This window comes from Aquimarina sp. MMG016 (assembly GCF_018100805.1).
Taxonomy (GTDB): Bacteria; Bacteroidota; Bacteroidia; order Flavobacteriales; family Flavobacteriaceae; genus Aquimarina.
This window is the reverse complement of the sequence record NZ_JAGJEA010000014.1, coordinates 98,254-118,223: the sequence shown is the minus strand read 5'-3', so window position 1 is coordinate 118,223 and position 19,970 is coordinate 98,254. Positions and strand designations below refer to the sequence as shown.

Here is a 19,970-nt window from a genome sequence, read left to right as displayed (position 1 = left end):
CAAAAACATTTATGAAAATTAAATATTTCTTAATGATCGTGTTTTTAACCACAATAGTACACGCTCAAGAAATTAAAATTAGGGGAAAAGTAAAAGATGCTAACGGATTAGAATTACCAGGGGTTAATGTCATTGTCAAAAATACTTCAATAGGAGCAGTTACGGACTTTAATGGAGATTATATTCTGGATAATGTTCCGAAAGGTAGTACGATCATATTTTCTTATGTAGGATTCGTTACCCAGGAAATAGCTGTTCAGGAGAACTTTGTAATAAACGTTACCATGAACGAGGATAGTCAATCCTTGGAGCAGGTAGTAGTTATCGGTTACGGTACACAAAGAAAAAAAGAGATTACGGGAGCAGTTTCTGTAATAGGAGCAGAAACAATTGAAGAACTTAATGTAGTCAGAGTAGAACAGGCATTACAAGGACAAGTTGCAGGTGTAAATATCACATCACAATCTGGAGCACCAGGAAGCAGTTCTACGATATCTATTAGAGGAATATCTACAAATGGAGATAGCAGACCATTAATTTTGGTTGACGGAAACGTAATTGAAGATTTAAGTGTTATCAATCCTAATGATATAGAAAGTATTAATGTGTTGAAAGATGCAACCGCCGGTATTTATGGTGTTAGAGCAGCAAATGGAGTGATACTGGTTACTACAAAAACGGGTAGGAAAAATCAAGAATTGAAGTTCGAATTTGATTCCTACACTGGTTTTCAGGAAACGACCAGAAAGATACCGGTATTAAACGCAACGGAGTATGGTGTGATTATTAATGAAGCATTTGCAGCAGGAGGAAGTACTCCCCCATTTTCAAATCTAGCAAATTTAGGAGAAGGAACAGATTGGCAGGATGAAATTTTTAGAACTGCAGTAATTTCTAATGTTAATTTTAATACTAGTGGTGGAGGAAGTAATTCAAGATATTCGGGAGGAGTTTCGTATTTAACTCAGGATGGTATTGTTGGCGGTAATGATGCAAATTTTAATCGTTTTACAGGAAGGGTAAATTATGGATTAGAATTTCTTAAGAATTTTAAGCTAACTACAACCGCTATTTATACACATACTAATAGAAAGACTTTATTAGAAAATACTTTGGGGTCGGTATTGTTTAATGCACTTAATATGTCTCCAACCTTACCTGTTAGGGATGAAAATGGGGATTTTACATTAGCAGAAGGATTGGGGAATGAAGTGATTAATCCAGTAGCTCAGATAGCAAATACATTTAATAAAACACAGACTGATAAAATTGCAGGTACTATTGGGCTTAACTATAAATTTTTCAATGATTTCAGTGCAGAGTCCAGATTTCAGTTCAATTATGCAGAGGTAAAAGGAAAAGTTTTCTCACCAGAAGTTTTTTATGGATCCGGAAAGGTTTTTAATGTCGACAGAAGTAGTGTCAATGAATCTAAAAATTTCTTCAGGGATTTTACTTTTGACAATTTTTTAAAATATGAAAAAGTAATCGCAGATGATCATGACTTAAAAGTTTTATTGGGGATGTCGGTTTTTAAAACGACTGGTACGTTTACCGGATCCACTGGGTTTGATATTCCAGGAAATTCCTATAGTAATGCTAATATATCTCAAGCCTCAGATGTTGTTGATAATTTTCCGAATGGAGGTAACACATTTGATTCAAGGTTACTTTCATATTTTTCAAGATTGCAATACAATTATAAGGGGAAATATTTACTGTCTGCAGTGATAAGAAGAGATGGTTCTACTCGATTTGGTCCTAAAAACAAGTTTGGATACTTCCCTTCTGCATCTGTTGGATGGGTAGCGTCTGATGAGTCTTTTTTGAACAATAGTAAATGGTTGAATTTTCTTAAAATAAGAGGTAGTTATGGTGTTTTAGGTAATGATCGAATCCCGGATTATAGATTTGTCTCATTGCTTAATGGAGAGGGAGTTTATGTAATTGATGATGAATTAGTGTTTGGTACTGCTATCGGAGCACTTTCTAATCCCGAGATTAAATGGGAAAAACAGAAAACATTGGATATTGGTTTTGATACCAGAATATTAAATAACAAAATTGATATCACCGTTGATTATTTTAAAAAGAGAACTGAAGATCTATTGGTGATAGCACCTGTTTCAGGAATTCTTGGGGTTGGAGCTCCAGGATCTTCACCTCCGGTGGTCAATGCAGGAATTGTGGAAAACAAGGGGTTTGAGTTTCTAATCAGTTATAATGATCAGTTTTCAGAAGATTTTAAATTTAATATAAGCTATAATTTAACTACGCTAGAGAACGAGGTTATATCCGTGAACAATGATAATAGTTTTATTCCTGGAGGTTCTTTTGGAGTTGGTCAAGATCCGCCAGCAAGAATGGAAGCAGGTAAACCAATTGGATATTTTTATGGATTACAAACAGATGGAATTTTCCAAAATCAAGCAGAAGTTGATGCACATGCTATACAAGCTAATGCCGCTCCTGGAGACCTTAGATATGTCGATATAAACGGAGATGGAACAATAGACTCCAATGATAGAACAGATATTGGAAACCCAATTCCGGATGTTACTATGGGATTAAATATAGGATTCAGTTATAAAAATTTTGATTTCACCTCTTATGCATTTGCCTCGATAGGTAATGATATAGTTAGAAATTATGAAAGAGACCAACAATTGGTAAACAGAAGAAATGGTTTTTTAAACCGTTGGACAGGAGAGGGAAGCACTAACTCTTTTCCGAGAGTGACGACCGGAGCGAATTCCAACACTTTATTTTCTAGTTTTTATGTAGAAGATGGATCATATCTAAGAATTCAGAATATACAATTCGGATATACGATTTCAGAAAAATATATAGAACATATTGGCATAGATAAATTTAGGATTTATGCTTCAGTAAATAATCTATATACATTCACAGAATATAGTGGATATGATCCATCCGCGTATCAATCTAATCCAGATCCAAACACTGCAAGTCCAATTGGAGCAGGGATTGACCAAGGATTTTATCCGGTACCCAGAACATATTTATTAGGAGTAAACCTTAAATTTTAAAAAAATGAAAAAGGTAAAATACAATATTCAATCAGCAACCCTTATTATATTATTGATATTCATAGGGATTACTTCTTGTAGCGACGATTTTGTAGATGTAGCTTCCGAGGATGAAAATTCAGAAGATTTCTTTAATAGCGAAGAAGATTATCAGAGCGCTTTGATAGGAGCTTATGATTTATTACAATCTACCTATATCAATGTGATGTTAGGTGAAATTGCTTCAGATAATACATTGGCAGGTGGAGAAAGTGCTACCGATGTACCTGGGATACAGGAAATTGATGATATGATGCATACTCCAGTAAATCAGCAGCTCAGAGATATATGGTCGTGGATGTATGCGGGAGTTAATAGAGCTAATTATATCATGGAGTTTAAGGATAAGATTGATTTTCCAGGTAAAGAAGAGGTTATAGGACAAACACGTTTCTTAAGGGCATATTATTATTTTGAATTAGTAAAATGGTTTGGAGATGTACCTTTAGCAATTGACAAAAGAATTCTTTTTGGAGAGGAGACTGAAATTGATAGAGTTTCAAAGGAGCAAGTGTACACCTTGATAGAACAAGATCTACTGTTTGCTGCGAATAATCTACCCGCAACTCAGGCTGAAATTGGTCGAATAACGCAGGGAGCGGCAAGAGCACTGTTAGGAAAAGTATATTTATATCAAGATAAATTTACAGAAGCTGCGGATGTTCTGGATCTTGTAATCGAAGGGCCATATGATTTAGTGACAGATTATAATTCGATTTTTGAACAAGAAGGTGAAAACAATATTGAATCTGTTTTCGAGATACAATATTCAGATGAAGAAGGTGCGGGATTTGGTTGTTTACAATGTAGTGAAGGAAATGTAGCAGTAGGTTTTAACGGAATAAGAAACTACTCCGGACCTTTATTCGATTCAGGTTTTAGTTTTAATGTGCCTACTCAGGAAGCTTTTGATGCTTTTGAAGATGGAGATATTAGAAGAGATGTAGCAATTTTAGATATTGATGCTTGGGCAGCTGCTCAGGGAGCTACATTCTCTACGGGATTTGAGCATACTGGATACTATAATAGGAAATATATAGCACGCCAAGGAGATTTAAATACAGGAGATGCCAATCTTACCAATCCTAATAACTACAGGGCGATCCGATTTGCGGATGTATTGTTAATGGCGGCAGAAGCTCATAACAGAAAACCAGCGAGCAATGATACACAAGCTCAGTTATACCTAAATAGGGTAAGAACAAGAGCGCAATTACCCGATGTAACAGCTACCGGATCAACACTTACAGATGCTATTCTGCAGGAACGAAGAGTTGAGTTAGTAGGAGAGGGACATCGATTCTTTGACTTGGTTAGAACAGGTAGAGCAGCTCAGGAAATAACGGGCTTTAGTATTGGGAAACATGAAGTGTTTCCGATACCATTGATAGAAATTCAATTAGCCGGAAATAGATGGCAACAAAATCCAGGATACTAAAAACTAAACAGAAGAAGATGAAATTTTTAAAATATATATTCAGCTTATCTCTACTCGTATCATTCTTTTTTGGTTGTACAGAAGATGATAATTTTGATTATTTAAACAATGTTGATGCCCCAAAAAATGTAACAGCACTTTTACAAATTGCTCAGGATAATTCGGGCTTGGTGACAATTACTCCTAATGGAGAGGGAGTAGTATCCTTTGATATTTCTTTTGGTGATAATACTACAGAAACTGTTAATGTACAGTTAGGACAAAGTGTAACACATTCTTATACAGAAGGAACATATACCTTACAGTTAATTGCTAATGGAATTACCGGTTTAAAAACCGAAGCGACCCGAGAAGTAGTGGTGTCTTTTAATCCACCAGAAAATTTAGTGGTTACTATTGAAAATGATGCAGCTGTGTCTAAACAAGTAAATGTTACGGCAAATGCAGATTTTGCAATGTCTTTTGATGTGTATTTTGGTGAACCGGGAAACGACGTCCCATTAACCGCTAATATTGGGGAAACGGTTTCTTATATATATCAGGAATCAGGAATGTATACTATTAGGGTGGTTGCCAAGGGAGGAGCTATCGAAACCACAGAATATACCGAGGATTTTTTAGTAACCGAAATTCTTGAACCTCTGGTAGCAGCTCCAACTCCACCGGCCAGATCACCTCAAGATGTGATTTCTATGTTTAGTGATGCATATACAGATGTAAATGTAGATACTTGGCGTACACCTTGGTCAGATACTACTTTTGAAGATGTTGCTATTGATGGAAACCCTACTAAAAAGTATAGTGCTCTTAATTTTGCGGGAATAGAGACCACAACTACTACCATAGATGCTAGTTCAATGACTCATTTTCATACTGATATTTGGTCACCAAATTTAACAGAGTTTAAAATTAAATTGGTTGATTTTGGGGCAAATGGAGTTTTTGATGGAGGAGATGATGTAGAGCACGAAATTACAATATCTAATCCAGCTGTTGGCGAGTGGGTAAGTTTAGATATTCCATTATCTGATTTCACTGGATTAACAACCAGAGCTAATATTGCGCAATTAATCTATGTTGGAGCACCTTCGAGCAATGCCATAGTTTTTATTGATAATGTTTATTTTCATAAACCACCCGAACCAGCTTCTGGATTAGAAGGAATTTGGAAACTTGCACCAGAAGCTGGGGCCTTTAAAGTAGGGCCAGCACCTGGAAATGGAGATTTCTTTTCTAATAGCTTAGATGATGTAACTACAAGAGCTTGTTATTTCGACGATTTTTATATTTTCTCTATTGATGGAAGCTTTAGTAATGAATTAGGATCTGAAACTTGGCTAGAAGGTTGGCAAGGAGTATCTCCAGATCAATGTGGAACACCAGTTGCTCCACATAATGGATCAGTATCAGCAACATATTTATATGATGAAGGTGCGGGAACAATTACCCTTAATGGCGAAGGCGCTTTTTTAGGGTTGCCTAAAGTGGTTAATGGTGGTGAATTACCAGGTGTTCCTGTTCCATCTTCCATTACTTATAATGTATCGCTTTCTAATAATAACAATAGAATGGAGTTAACTATTGAAATTGGAGGAGGGGTATACTGGACATATCAGCTTATAAGAGAAATACCGGTCATAGCGGGCACATGGAGACTGGCGCCAGAAGCGGGAGCTTTTAAAGTAGGCCCGGGGCCTGGAAGTGGCGATTTTTTTGCAAATAGCTTGGATGACGTTACCACTAGAGCTTGTTATTTTGATGACGAATATGTTTTTTCACCGGATGGCAGTTTTAGTAACGTTTTAGGCGCTGAAACTTGGTTAGAAGCCTGGCAAGGCGTTGCATCAGATCAATGCGGAACACCAGTGTCTCCACACGATGGGGTTGGTGTGGCTACATATACCTACAATGAAGGAACAAACACAATTACTTTAAATGGATCGGGTGCTTATCTCGGATTGCCAAAAGTAGTCAATGGCGGAGAATTACCGGGTGTACCTGTTCCAGAATCGATTAGTTATGATATTACTCTTACTGATAATAATACTATGGAAGTAACTATTGAAATAGGAGGAGGAGTATACTGGACGTATAAACTTATAAGATGATTTATTTATGAAGAATCATATAGGATTGACGATAATAAAAGATAAACACATGAAAAAATTAAAATATAGTTTAGGAATTTTTATTGCATTGAATTCATTACTATTCGGTTGTCAGGAAGATGATGCATCTGTAGGAGAAATTATCGCTCCTTCTAATATTCAGGTTTCCATAGATATTGTAGGAGCTGATGCTAATAACCCAAATGGAGACGGAAGCGGAACAGTAAATTTTTCTGCTACTGCCGATAATGCAATCACTTACAAATTTGTTTTTAATGGTAATGAAGAAGTATCACCATCTGGAAACAAAACATATGACTTTTCGGTTACAGGGATAAGTACCTATACAATAACTGTTATAGCAGTCGGTACGGGAGGGATATCATCTAGTACTTCTGTTGATGTGGAAGTATTGGTATTATATGAACCGCCAATAGAGTTGATAACGTTGCTAACCACTGGATCTTGGAGAATCAAAAGCGAAGCTTCCGGCCATTTTGGACTCGGACCTGTTGGAGCTAACGTACCAGCGGAGTTCTTTGCCGCACCACCAAATGATAAAGCCGGTGTAGGTATGTATGATGATCGCTATATTTTTAGTGCCGATGGGACATTTACTCATATTACAAATAGTGAAAATGATGATCCTACAGAAGATCCATCCGGAACCGTTTTCGGAAGAATTAATTTGATTGATGAATTAGGGTCACATAGTATTACACCCAATGGGGCTGATATTGAAAACTATCCATTAGATGATTATACAGGTGGATGGTCAGTTAGTGCACCTGGAGGATTAGAAACACTCAATTTGACAGGAACAGGATTCATTGGTTATTACACAGGTGGAAATCATAGATATGAACTTTTTAGATTTGCGCAACAACCACCAAATGAATTGATTTTAAGAACCACAGACGGGAACAATGAGTTTGACTGGTGGTTTATCATTACTTCTGAAGAAGTAGATACAGGAGATGATGTACAACCACCTTTCGATACATTGATCTGGTCAGATGAATTTGATATAAATGGAGCTCCAAGTGCTACAAACTGGACTTATGATTTGGGTACAGGAACCAATGGATGGGGGAATAATGAATCTCAAACATATACCAACGATCCTAGTAACGTTATTGTCGAAAATGGATTATTAAAGATTACAGCCATAGCTGAAAATGGGGGATATACCTCGGCGAGAATTAAATCACAAGACTTATTTGAATTTACTTATGGTAGAGTTGAGGTAAGAGCAAAATTACCTGCTGGAGGAGGTACTTGGCCGGCAATATGGATGTTGGGAGCTAATATACCAGATATAGGTTGGCCAAATTGTGGAGAAATAGATATTATGGAACACGTGGGTAATAATCAAGATGTTGTGTCTAGTGCGCTTCATTTTCCGGGGAACTCGGGTGGTAACCCTATTTTCAAAGCTACAGACGTTCCTGGAGCGTCAATGGATTTTCATGTCTATGCTGTTGAATGGTCATCTAGTGATATTGTTTTCTTTATTGATGGAGTCGAATATCACAGGTATTCATACACACAAAATTTACCATTTTATAATAAAGATTTCTTTTTAATTCTTAATGTGGCAATGGGAGGAAGTTTTGGAGGTACAATTGATTCTGGGTTTACAGAATCTTCCATGGAAATTGACTATGTAAGAGTTTATCAATAATATAGAATTAGAGTTTAATTTTAAGTTATTTTTTTGGAAAGACACTAATGCTAAATAGGTTTCTCTAAATTAAAAATTTCATAAATAATAGATTGATGATTAAAAATAAAGGTATAGTTTTTATAAATATTATTTTTATGTTATTCATGTTTGGTTGTAATACACCAGATAATAATGTAAAAAGTAGCATTTTAGGAACTTCTCCACTTATGAGCCAAAATATTGAAAAAAAGGTAGATTCCTTACTTTCTCTTATGACCCTAGAAGAAAAGGTAGGGCAGATGAATCAGTATAACGGCTTTTGGGACCTTACTGGTCCAACCCCGAAAGATGGAGCTGCTGCAAAAAAATATGAGCACCTTCGGAAAGGTTGGGTGGGTTCAATGCTGAATGTAAGAGGAGTAAAGAATGTGAGGGCAGTACAAAAAATTGCGGTAGAAGAATCAAGGCTTGGCATTCCTTTAATCATAGGTTTTGATGTAATTCATGGATATAAAACTATGAGTCCAATACCACTGGCAGAATCTGCTAGTTGGGATATGGAAGCTATCCAGAAGTCTTCAGAAATAGCAGCACTAGAAGCTTCGGCAGCAGGAATCAACTGGACGTTTGCTCCTATGATTGATATTTCTAGAGATGCCAGATGGGGTAGAGTTATGGAAGGAGCCGGAGAAGATCCTTTTCTGGGTGCTAAAATTGCCGAAGCAAGAGTAAAAGGATTTCAAGGAGAAGATTTGTCCGCAAGTCATACTATTGCTGCTTGTGCTAAGCATTTTGCCGGATACGGATTTTCTGAAGCAGGAAAAGACTATAATACCGTTGATATCGGGACTTCGACATTAAATAATATTGTTTTTCCACCGTTTAGAGCCGCCACCAAATCGGGGGTAAGAACATTTATGAATTCTTTTAATGAATTGAATGGAATTCCTGCTACAGGAAATAAAATGTTACAGAGAGATATACTTAAAGGTGATTGGCAGTTTAATGGGTTTATAGTTTCTGATTGGGGATCTATTAAAGAAATGATCAATCACGGTTATACCAAAGATGGCAGTAGTGCTGCAGAAACAGCCGTGAACGCAGGATCTGATATGGATATGGAGTCCTATTTATATATAAAGAATTTGTCCTCTTTAGTAAAAGAAGGAAAAGTAGAAGAGCAAGTTATTGACGATGCTGTAAGAAGAATTTTAAGAGTAAAATATGAGTTGGGACTATTTGATGATCCCTATAAGTATTGTAATTATGATAGAGAAAAAGAAGTGATCGGTAGTAAAGCTAATCATGAAGCAGTACTGGATATGGCTAAAAAATCTATTGTTCTTCTTAAAAATAATAGAAAACTATTACCACTTAAAAAGGAAGGGCAAAAAATAGCTTTAATTGGTGCTTTGGCAAATGATAAAAATAGCCCATTAGGAAGCTGGAGAATTGCTGCTGATGATAATACAGCGGTTTCTGTATTCGAAGCGATGCAACAATATGATAAGAATTCATTGGTATATGCCAAGGGAGCTGATGTGTCTTTGGGTGAAACTGGATTTGTGACAGAAACTAAAATCAATACTACGGATAAAAGTGAGTTTAAAGAGGCTATTGATGTAGCTAAAAGCTCAGATGTGGTAGTGATGGTTTTAGGCGAAATAGGATTTCAGAGTGGAGAAGCAAGAAGTAGAACTGAACTGGGTTTACCGGGAGTACAGCAAGAACTTTTAGAAGAAGTATATAAGGTGAACCAAAATATCGTTTTGGTATTAAATAATGGTCGTCCATTAACGATCACATGGGCAGATAAACATATCCCAGCAATTGTAGAAGCGTGGCATTTAGGGTCGCAAAGCGGTCATGCAATTGCGCAGGTTTTATATGGGGATTATAATCCTAGCGGAAAATTACCAATGAGCTTTCCTCGTAATGTAGGACAAATACCTATTTATTATAATTATAAGAATACAGGAAGACCGGTTGAACCAAATCCGGACATTGTATTCTGGTCACATTATTCTGATCAGAAGAACACACCTTTGTATGCTTTTGGCCACGGATTAAGTTATACTTCGTTTACATACGAAAACGTTATCGTAAACAAAGTAAACTCTTCATCGTACAGCCCCGAAATAAAAGTATCCGTGGAGATAACTAATTCAGGAGATGTAGCCGGTAAAGAAGTGGTTCAGTTATACATTAGAGACCTTTTTGCCAGTGTAACCAGGCCTGTAAAAGAACTAAAAGGTTTTGAGATTATTTCTTTAAAACCTGGAGAAACTAAGACTGTGAATTTTGAACTTAACTCTGAAACTTTAGGTTTCTACGATAATAATGGAGAATGGCTTATAGAGTCAGGAGAATTTGAAGTTTTTGTTGGAGGCAGTTCAGATAATACTATAAAATCAAATTTTGACTTAGAATAAAATTAAAAAAGTTTTAACCATATCATTCTTCCTCCGGGAGTTCTGATACTTCCGGTTTATGGAAGGATGATTTTAATATGGATCAACTGGTTTATACATTTTACCGGAACCAAAAAATGATAAAAATTGACCTTTAATATGTCATTTATATAGTAACTAAACCTTGCAATTGACCGAGATTATAGGGATTCTTATGTTGATGAAAAATATGTTTCCAAAACAATTTTAAATCGTTTATATCAAAATAAGGAAGTGATGTCAAAACAAGGAGAAGTAAATACAGCTCTACACAGGTAACTGAATAAAACATGAGTTCGCATGCAGATCAGATACCTTAATATTACAAGCATTTTTTTGACCCAAAACGAAAGGTTTTTTGGGCTATACTCTGACTTATTATGGTTGTTTTAGTATTGCTCTTGGGAAAGTATTAGGAAAACAATTTAAATCGATTTTCAAATCATGTTTATAGTGATTTTGAAAGTGAAAAATTAGTTTACTTATGACCTTATGCTTCATAGATAATGATATTGGCTTCCGTTAAGCCTACCCTAAAGGCAATGGTGAATTTCATTAAGAGCTGTATGGATTTTCCATAACGGAAGCGATATCTAGAGTACTGAATATAAATATGTAATGAATGGAAATATAAATAAGAAATTAAAAATGAAATCTAATAAAACTCAACGTAAAATGAAAAATAGAATATGGTTGGTAATCTCACTTCTTTGCTTGGGGTTGTCTAATTCGTTTGATCTTCAATGTCAAATTGTACCTGTTGGAAACGGTAGTTATACAACTACTTTTCCGGGAGTAGATGCTGCGGGGCGAAATAGTTTTCCTTCGGGAACACCTTGGCTTTCCGGAACAGTAGCTTCAAAACCAGTTCCAACAAATGATTGGTGGTCAGATATGATTAAAACAGATCATGGAGCAAAAGCATTTAATTATCCGTTATCCTTTAGATCTTTATCTACAGGGCTCAATGTCAATTACACTATTCCGTTAGCTTCTAAGGCTAAAGAATATCGTGAACCTATGAGTGGCGTAGAATCCATTGTTATAGGTACAGAAGGTCTTAGTACTTCGTCTTCGACGGTTTCAGATCATTCAGATTGGAGTGTTACGATGAATTGGGGAGATCAGTTTTATAGTACTGTCAATATAGGTTCACCATTTGTATATTTTGAAAAAAGTAACACGGCAGGACCTGCCAAAGTAGCTGTAAATTTTAATGGTAATGGAGTAATTACTGATGGAAATAAACTGATTATTCAAAACAATATGAATAATTCTAATTATGTAGTTTTTGCTCCTACAGGATCCAATTGGGTAGGAAGTAACGGAATTTATACTTCAACATTAAACGGAAAAAACTATTGGTCAATGGTGCTTTTACCATTTGGAGTTGATATAAATGCAGCTATTGTGGAATATGAGCAATATGCATATGTATTTCCGGATAAAACTACAGTTGACTGGAGCTATAATGAAGGTACAGGTAAAGTGAGAACCACCTTTACCGTAACTCCAGATATAAAAGAAGGGAGCAATTCTAACGTGTTACAAGGATTACTCCCTCATCAATGGGATCGGTTAGCATCTGACTCTTCTCAGCCAACAGGAAATACATATCCATCGGTTCGAGGTACAATAAAAACTATGGTGTCCAATAGTTTTATTGTAGAAAACACCTTTAGTGGTATTCTGCCTACATTACCGGATCTTGGAAAGTATACCGATGGTTTTGATCCTGGTACATTAGCTCAGAAAATTGATCAAATAAAAAATGATGGGTTACCGCTATGGACGGATTCATATAATCAGGGTCAGGATATGAACCGCTTGATACAAGCTGCTAGAATAGCAGATCAAATCGGAAATATCGAGGCAAGGGATCTTTTGGTGAATACAGTTAAAACTCGATTAGAAGACTGGTTGACTGCTGAAAGCGGAGAAGTAGCTTTTCTTTTCTATTATAATTCAGATTGGAGTGCTCTATTGGGGTACCCAGCTGGTCATCGACAAGATGTAAATCTTAATGATCACCATTTTCATTGGGGGTATTTCATTCACGCTGCAGCTGCTATTGAACAATTTAATCCAGGTTGGGCTTCACAATGGGGAGAAATGATTAATTTATTGGTAAGAGATGCCGCTAATCCCTCAAGAACAGATACAATGTTTCCTTTTCTGAGAAATTTTAGTCCTTATGCCGGACATAGCTGGGCCAATGGCTTTTCTTCTGAACCTTTGGGTAATGATCAAGAATCTACCTCAGAATCGATGCAGTTTAACTCTGCACTGATTCATTGGGGAACAATAACGAATAATAGTGAGTTAAGAGATCTTGGAATTTATCTATATACTACAGAATTATCAACCATTCAGGAATATTGGTTTGATGTAGAACAACGCAGTTTTCAACCGGAATACGCCTATGAAATGGTTGCAAGAGTTTGGGCGAGTGGATATGATAATGGTACCTGGTGGACAGAGGATGTTGCGGCTTCCTATGGAATACAATTGTATCCAATTCATGGAGGTTCGTTGTATCTCGGACATCGAACTGATTATGTAGATAGGGTATGGCAGGAAATGACACAAAATACAGAAGTATTAAGCAATGCACCCAATGTAAATTTATGGTATGATACCTATTGGAAATTTCTTTCCTTTACAAACCCTGAACAGGCATTATCGCTATACAGGGCTTATCCAGATCGAGGAATTAAAGTAGGCGTTTCTGATGCGCAAACATATCATTGGTTACACACGATGGCTTCTCTTGGTCAAGTAGCGGAAGAAATTACGGCAGATTACCCAATTGCTTCAGTATTTATGAATAATGGAATACCAACCTATGTTGCACATAACTATAGTAATGCTCCAATTGTGGTCAATTTCTCTGATGGATATAATCTGAAGGTTCCTGCAAATAGTATGGCGACTAGTAGAGATATTGATGTTTCAGTAACATTATCTTCGGACGCATCAGTGGTCCCAGTAAGTGGTAATACAAATTTAATTGCTGAGGTAAACGGAGCTGGTGTTACTAAAGTAGAGTTTTATATAGGAGAAAGATTAATAGGTACTGATACCTCTGCCCCCTATATATTGAATACAGGAGCTCTTTCGGCAGGTTTTCCAAAAGTATTTGCCAAAGCTTATGTCGGGAATGATCTTGCCATTTCTAATGTAATATCTATTCAGGTTGGTACTCAGATTGCGTATGGAGGAACACCTGTTAATCTTCCGGGAACTATTGAAGCTGGTCTTTTTGACATTTTTGAAGGAGGAAATGGTCAAGGTATTACGTATTCTGATAATGATACTTTTAATCAAGGTAATTTTAGATCAACCGAAGGAGTAGATGCTAATAACACCAATAATGAAGGTTTTACAGTGGGTTGGATAGGCCCAAGTGAATGGATGGAGTATACTATAAATGCTGCAAATGCGGGGCGTTATAGGGTTGCCATACGATATGCTTCAGGAGATACTAATGGAGGAGGGCCATTTTGGTTCGAACGTGATGGTGTAAAGATTAGTAACAATATTTCAGTACCATTTACTGGGTCAAATTGGAACGTATGGCAAAATGTAGTTACAGAAGATGTAAACTTGGTAGCTGGTGAACAGGTGATACGAGTTGCTATTGGCAATGGCGGATTCAATTTAGGGAAGATGACTTTTGAATATATAGGGCCGCCAACAGATGAGGTGTTAACTAACATTATAGTAACTCCATTAAACAGTACATTGATAGTTGGAGATGCTCAGCAATACCTTGCAGAAGGCATTGATCAATATGGAAACCCGTTTGCAATTTCTCCAGGTTGGAGTGCTTCGTGTGGTATTATTGAAAACAATGGGATGTATACAGCTTCTACAGCTGGGATGTGTACGATTACAGCTTCTGTTGGTGAAATTTCCGGCACCTGTAATGTGACCATAAATGAACCCCAAATACCAGTATTATCAAGTATCATGGTAACTCCGGCTTCTGACGATATACTGATCAATGAAACACTACAGTTTACAGCAGTAGGTTATGATCAATTTGGAAACCTTTTTACGATTGCCCCAACCTGGTCGGCAACCGGAGGAACCATTGATATCAATGGATTATACACTGGATCTTCAGAAGGAAGTTTTACGGTTCAGGCAACTAGCGGTTCGATAGCAGGAACAGCTTCTATTAACGTTTCAGATAATATTCAGGTGTTATCTAGCATTACAATATCTCCTTCTGATGTAATTCTTTCTGTTAATGAAACAAAACAGTTTATGGCAGAAGGTTTTGATCAAAATGGAAACGAGATGTCAACCAATGTAAGTTGGTCAGCGACCGGAGGAATAATTGATGGACAAGGTGTTTATTCTGCCACAGCTCCAGGTAATTTTACTATCCAGGCATCTGATGGTAACATTTCTGCTACTGCCACCGTAACGGTCTCTAGTATGATAGGAGTATGTACAGGAGCCCCCATAAGTGGAGATTACACCTATAGCGCTTCTGGAGATACAAATAACCCTACAATTACCTTTGAACCCGGATTACCTGATATAGGTAGTTCTATTGCTATTTTATATTATGGCACCTACCCTGGTGGAGGATATCCAGGATATATTGTGACTCCTGGAGTACCTTTTCAGATAAATGCTAATCAAGGTCAAACCGTGTACTTTTATTATACATATAGTGTGCCGGAAGGAGGAGAAAGAAATACTGCCGCTGAAATGCATAGTTTTCAGGTAGGTGATTGCGGACCTCCTCCTGCACCTGTGCTTAGTTCTATTACTTTATCACCTGAAAATTCATCTGTTACGAATGGAAGTACTTTACAGTTTACAGCAAATGGGCTTGACCAATTCGGTAACCCCTTTCCTATATCACCATTATGGTCTACCGATGGAGGTTTAATAAATACTAATGGTTTGTATACTGCATCCCAAACCGGAGTTTTTTCGATTACGGCTTCAGTTGAAGGAGTTTCAGCTACAGCAACTATTACAGTTAATGACCCTCCAATATTGACAAGTTTACAAATCTCTCCTGGTTCATCATCAATATTTGTTAATGAGACAATCGTATTCTCTTATTCAGCATTAGATCAATATGGAAATGTGTATCCATCAACACCTGTTTGGTCATCTACAGGAGGAGTTATAGATTCTACTGGGCTCTACAATGCAACCAATATTGGAACTTTTTCCATAAACCTTGCTGACGGACCTGTGAATGCTACAGCTACGGTTACCGTAAATGAAGCTCCAAGTACTTGTGTATTAACTGCTGCTAATGGTGATTTTACAACTGAAGTGTCAGCAGATCTGTCCAATCCAACCTTAACATTTATGCCATCGCGACCTGGGTTAGGAAATACAATTTTGATATTATACTATGGCACGAATCCTAATGGTGGTTATCCAGGTTATTATACCAAACCTGGAGTTCCTTTTCAGATTAATGCAATTGAAGGCCAAAAAATCTACTTCTATTACACATATAGCTTGCCAGAAGGAGGAGAGAATAATACTTCGGGAGTGAAAAATGATTTCATTGTAGGAAACTGCAACGATTCTAAATCTTTAGTAAAAGACATAGATACTAAAATATCAATTTATCCTAACCCAATGAAAGATAGAATAACATTGTCGGATATGGATAATGTTAACAAAGTTAATGTTTATGATATAAGTGGTAAACTGGTTCTTTCAAGACAAGTTGACCCAAAATTGTCATCGATGGATATTACAGTCAACTCTTTATCCAAAGGATTATATTTGATAAAGGTTTATGGAGAATTGGATGTAACAATCTACAAAGTGTTTAAAGATTAATAGTCAATATTAAATTCCTAAAACTTATCTTTAATAGTCACCCATTTGTTAGGTGCTGTTACTAAATAAAAATCCTGAAGAATGTTTTTCAGGATTTTTTTTTGCCTTATGTAGCTATGAAATATTTTGTTCAGTGTTATCGAATTCTAGATTTAGAGGTAAAACTTCAGTTGAATTAATAATTTGTATTATTGTAATAGTAATATATTTCTTTAGTTAATTGGGATTCAATAAAGTAATATCACTTTTTCTTATGGTTGTTTTTTGTGCTTTGACCAAAGCACAAGAGTTACCTCCTATTCAAAACTATTCACCCAAAGATTATAACGCGGAAAATCAGAATTGGGCTATTTCCCAGTCTCCAGGCAAGCTAATATACATTGCAAATAATAATGGATTATTAGAATTTAATGGTGCTGTGTGGAATTTGTATGCATCTCCAAATGAAACTATTCTGAGATCGGTTAATGTTGTAGATGACAGAGTCTATACGGGCTGCTATATGGAATTTGGATTTTGGAAAAGAGATGATTTTGGAGTTTTGCAATATACCTCTCTATCCCAAAAAACAAACACCAAATTAATAGAGGATGAAGAGTTTTGGAATATCATAAATATAGATGATTGGATAGTTTTTCAATCTTTAAACAGAATTTATATATATGATACTAAAGATGAATCAGTTAATATCATAGATGCAAACAATACGATAACTAAAAGCTTTAAGGTAAATCAAAACATCTATTTTCAGGTTATTAATAAAGGTATATTTAAAATTGAGAATGGTAAGGACATTTTGTTTATAGAGGATGATATCGTTAAAAATAATGAAATTGTTAATGTTTTTGACACCAGTAAAGGCCAGTTGATTTTAACCAGAGATCTTGGCTTCTATAGTTTTGAAAACGATGCTTTGAAAAAATGGGATGTCAGTGCAAATGACCTATTATCAGAGGTGAGTGTTTATAATGCAATACAGTTAAAAGACCAAAGTTTCGTATTAGGAACAATATCCCACGGGGTAATTTATCTTAGCGAAAAAGGAGACTTTTTATATCAAATAAATCAGGATAATGGATTGTTAAATAATACTATTTTATCACTTTTTGAGGACATAGACAGTAATATTTGGTTAGGCCTTGACAATGGTGTTAGTTATATTAATATAAACTCATCATTAAAAATATATAGTGATCACAAAGGGGTTTTAGGAAGTGTCTATGCTTCGGCTATTCAGGGCGGCAATTTATATCTTGGAACTAATCAAGGTCTTTTTTATAAAAAACTGGAAGGCAAAGACAATTTTAAGTTTATCAAAGGTACTCAGGGTCAGGTTTGGTGTCTAAAAAAGATCGACGAGATATTATTTTGCGGTCATAATGCAGGGACATTTATCGTAGATAACGATCAGGCAAAAAAAATAACTAATGTTGCAGGCACTTGGAATATAAGTAAGTTGAAAAATACTTCAAATCTTCTTCTACAAGGAAACTATGATGGATTGTATGTTCTGGAAAAAAAGGACAATAGTTGGCAATCAAGAAATAAAATTAAAGGTTTTAATAATTCATCCCGATATTTTGAGGTTGCAGGAAATGAAGTTTTTGTAAATCATGAATACAAAGGTATTTTTAATGTATTGGTGGATAGTAGTTTTTATGAAACAAAAAGAATTGCTATTGATAGCCTGATAAAAGGTTCAAACTCTGGACTTATAAAATATAATGATAATATATCATATGCCTCAAAAAACGGTGTGTTTAAATATGATTACCTCAAAAAAAGATTTACTAAAGATAGCCTATTGAGCACGTTGTATTCTGAAAATGAGTATGTTTCTGGTAAGTTGATATTGGATGAAGATAAGAATTTATGGATTTTTACAAATTCTAATATAAGTTTTGTAACTCAGGGTACGCTCACAAAAACTCCAAAAATTAACAATATACCTATAACAAAGGAAGAACGAAAAAGTGTTGCTGGGTATGAAAGTGTTATGAGTTTTGAGGACGGAAAAACCTATTTATTAGGTACTAGTTCGGGATATATAACTATTGACATTAGTAAATGGCATATTAGAGATTTCAAGGTTCATTTGGGAGACGTCATCAATGGGAGTAATAAAAAGAACAGAGCGGCAATAAAACTGGTGGACAGAGATTTAGAAGGAGATTTTAAAAGTACAGAAAACAATCTAACAATATCTTTTTATGCTCCGGAATATAATAAATATACAAAGCCAAGATATCAGTTTCAGTTGTTAGGAATGTATGATGATTGGAGCGATTGGTCTGAGAATCCAACAATATTCTTCGAGAACCTACCATTTGGAGATTATACATTTAATGTGAGATCCAAAATAGGGAATAAGATTTCAGGTAATATTGCTAGCTATTCTTTTAAGATTGCTAAACCTTGGTATATTTCCAATCTAATGCTGGCTTTTTATGCTTTGGCTACGATATTGTTTTCATTTTTTATGCATATGATGTACAAACGATATTACAGAAAAAAGCAACAAAAATTAATTGAAAAAAATCAGCGTGATATAGAATTGACGAGGGTCGAAAACGAAAAAGAAATTATAAGAATTAAAAACGAACAGTTAAAACAAGATTTTAGGAATAAGAGTAAAGAATTAGCTGCTTACACAGTAGACGTTGCGAAAAAAAATGCACTTTTAACACAAATAAAAAATCGACTTACTAAGATTCAAGACCAAAGCATTATCGAACCAGTGCTAAATATCATCGACAAAAACTTAAACGAAAATGATAATTGGGAGTCTTTTAAAGAAGCGTTTAATACAGTGGATAAAAAGTTTTTAAAAAAATTAAAAAAAATACATCCGGGTTTATCTTCAAATGACCTAAAACTATGCGCATATTTACGCTTAAATTTATCATCCAAAGAGATCGCACCACTCTTCAACATATCAACCCGAAGTGTTGAAATAAAACGTTATAGACTTCGCAAAAAAATGAATCTATCACATGAAGATAACTTAGTGAGTTATATTCTTGAGATCTAAAATATCTATACATAAGTTAAACATAACTCTACATTACCTATACATGGGTATATTTTTAGGTAAATTTTATAAAAACTTGTATAGATCGTAACATCTATTAAATAAAAGGGTTTCAGCATTATTATATTGTTAAAAATACCCTTAAATTCTTACGATGTATATTTTTCGTTGAGTTTTTTTTAATGATATCATAATTTTTAACAATACATTTAACAACCTCAATTGAAGTACAAAATTATATACTCTTAAACCTATAAATGTAGTTTTATCGATAAATCAAAAGATAAAAACTTACAAATATTGTACTTAAAGAACTTTTCCTGATTAAATGATTTGTATAGCATTTAATATTACTTAAA

At 35.4% G+C, this 19,970-nt stretch carries 7 protein-coding genes; all 7 read left to right on the top strand.

Annotated elements, in window-relative coordinates:
- Window positions 1-11 precede the first annotated feature (11 nt).
- The 7 genes from J8M14_RS19950 (at window position 12) to J8M14_RS19920 (ending at window position 19,611) form a co-directional block, all read left to right on the top strand.
- Entirely contained in the window at window positions 12-3,050 is a 3,039-nt protein-coding gene (locus J8M14_RS19950; protein WP_211076590.1) for a TonB-dependent receptor, read from the top strand.
- A gap of 4 nt (window positions 3,051-3,054) precedes the next feature.
- Window positions 3,055-4,527, top strand: a complete 1,473-nt coding sequence (locus J8M14_RS19945; protein WP_211076589.1) for a RagB/SusD family nutrient uptake outer membrane protein — start codon at window positions 3,055-3,057, stop codon at window positions 4,525-4,527.
- Window positions 4,528-4,544: 17 nt separating this feature from the next.
- Complete coding sequence (locus J8M14_RS19940; RefSeq protein ID WP_211076588.1) at window positions 4,545-6,635, top strand: hypothetical protein; 2,091 nt, start codon at window positions 4,545-4,547, stop codon at window positions 6,633-6,635.
- 49 nt (window positions 6,636-6,684) lie between these two features.
- On the top strand, window positions 6,685-8,319 hold the full coding sequence (locus J8M14_RS19935) for a family 16 glycosylhydrolase (protein ID WP_211076587.1): 1,635 nt from the start codon (window positions 6,685-6,687) through the stop codon (window positions 8,317-8,319).
- A gap of 146 nt (window positions 8,320-8,465) precedes the next feature.
- Window positions 8,466-10,733: a beta-glucosidase BglX gene (bglX, locus tag J8M14_RS19930; RefSeq protein ID WP_247672718.1), complete on the top strand. Its 2,268-nt coding sequence runs from the start codon at window positions 8,466-8,468 to the stop codon at window positions 10,731-10,733.
- A gap of 693 nt (window positions 10,734-11,426) precedes the next feature.
- Window positions 11,427-16,580 carry a glycosyl hydrolase gene (locus J8M14_RS19925; RefSeq protein ID WP_211076585.1) on the top strand — a complete coding sequence of 1,718 codons (5,154 nt, stop codon included), beginning with the start codon at window positions 11,427-11,429 and terminating at the stop codon, window positions 16,578-16,580.
- Window positions 16,581-16,833: 253 nt separating this feature from the next.
- Window positions 16,834-19,611, top strand: coding sequence for a triple tyrosine motif-containing protein (locus tag J8M14_RS19920; RefSeq protein WP_211076584.1), 2,778 nt, complete (start codon window positions 16,834-16,836; stop codon window positions 19,609-19,611).
- Window positions 19,612-19,970: the final 359 nt, after the last annotated feature.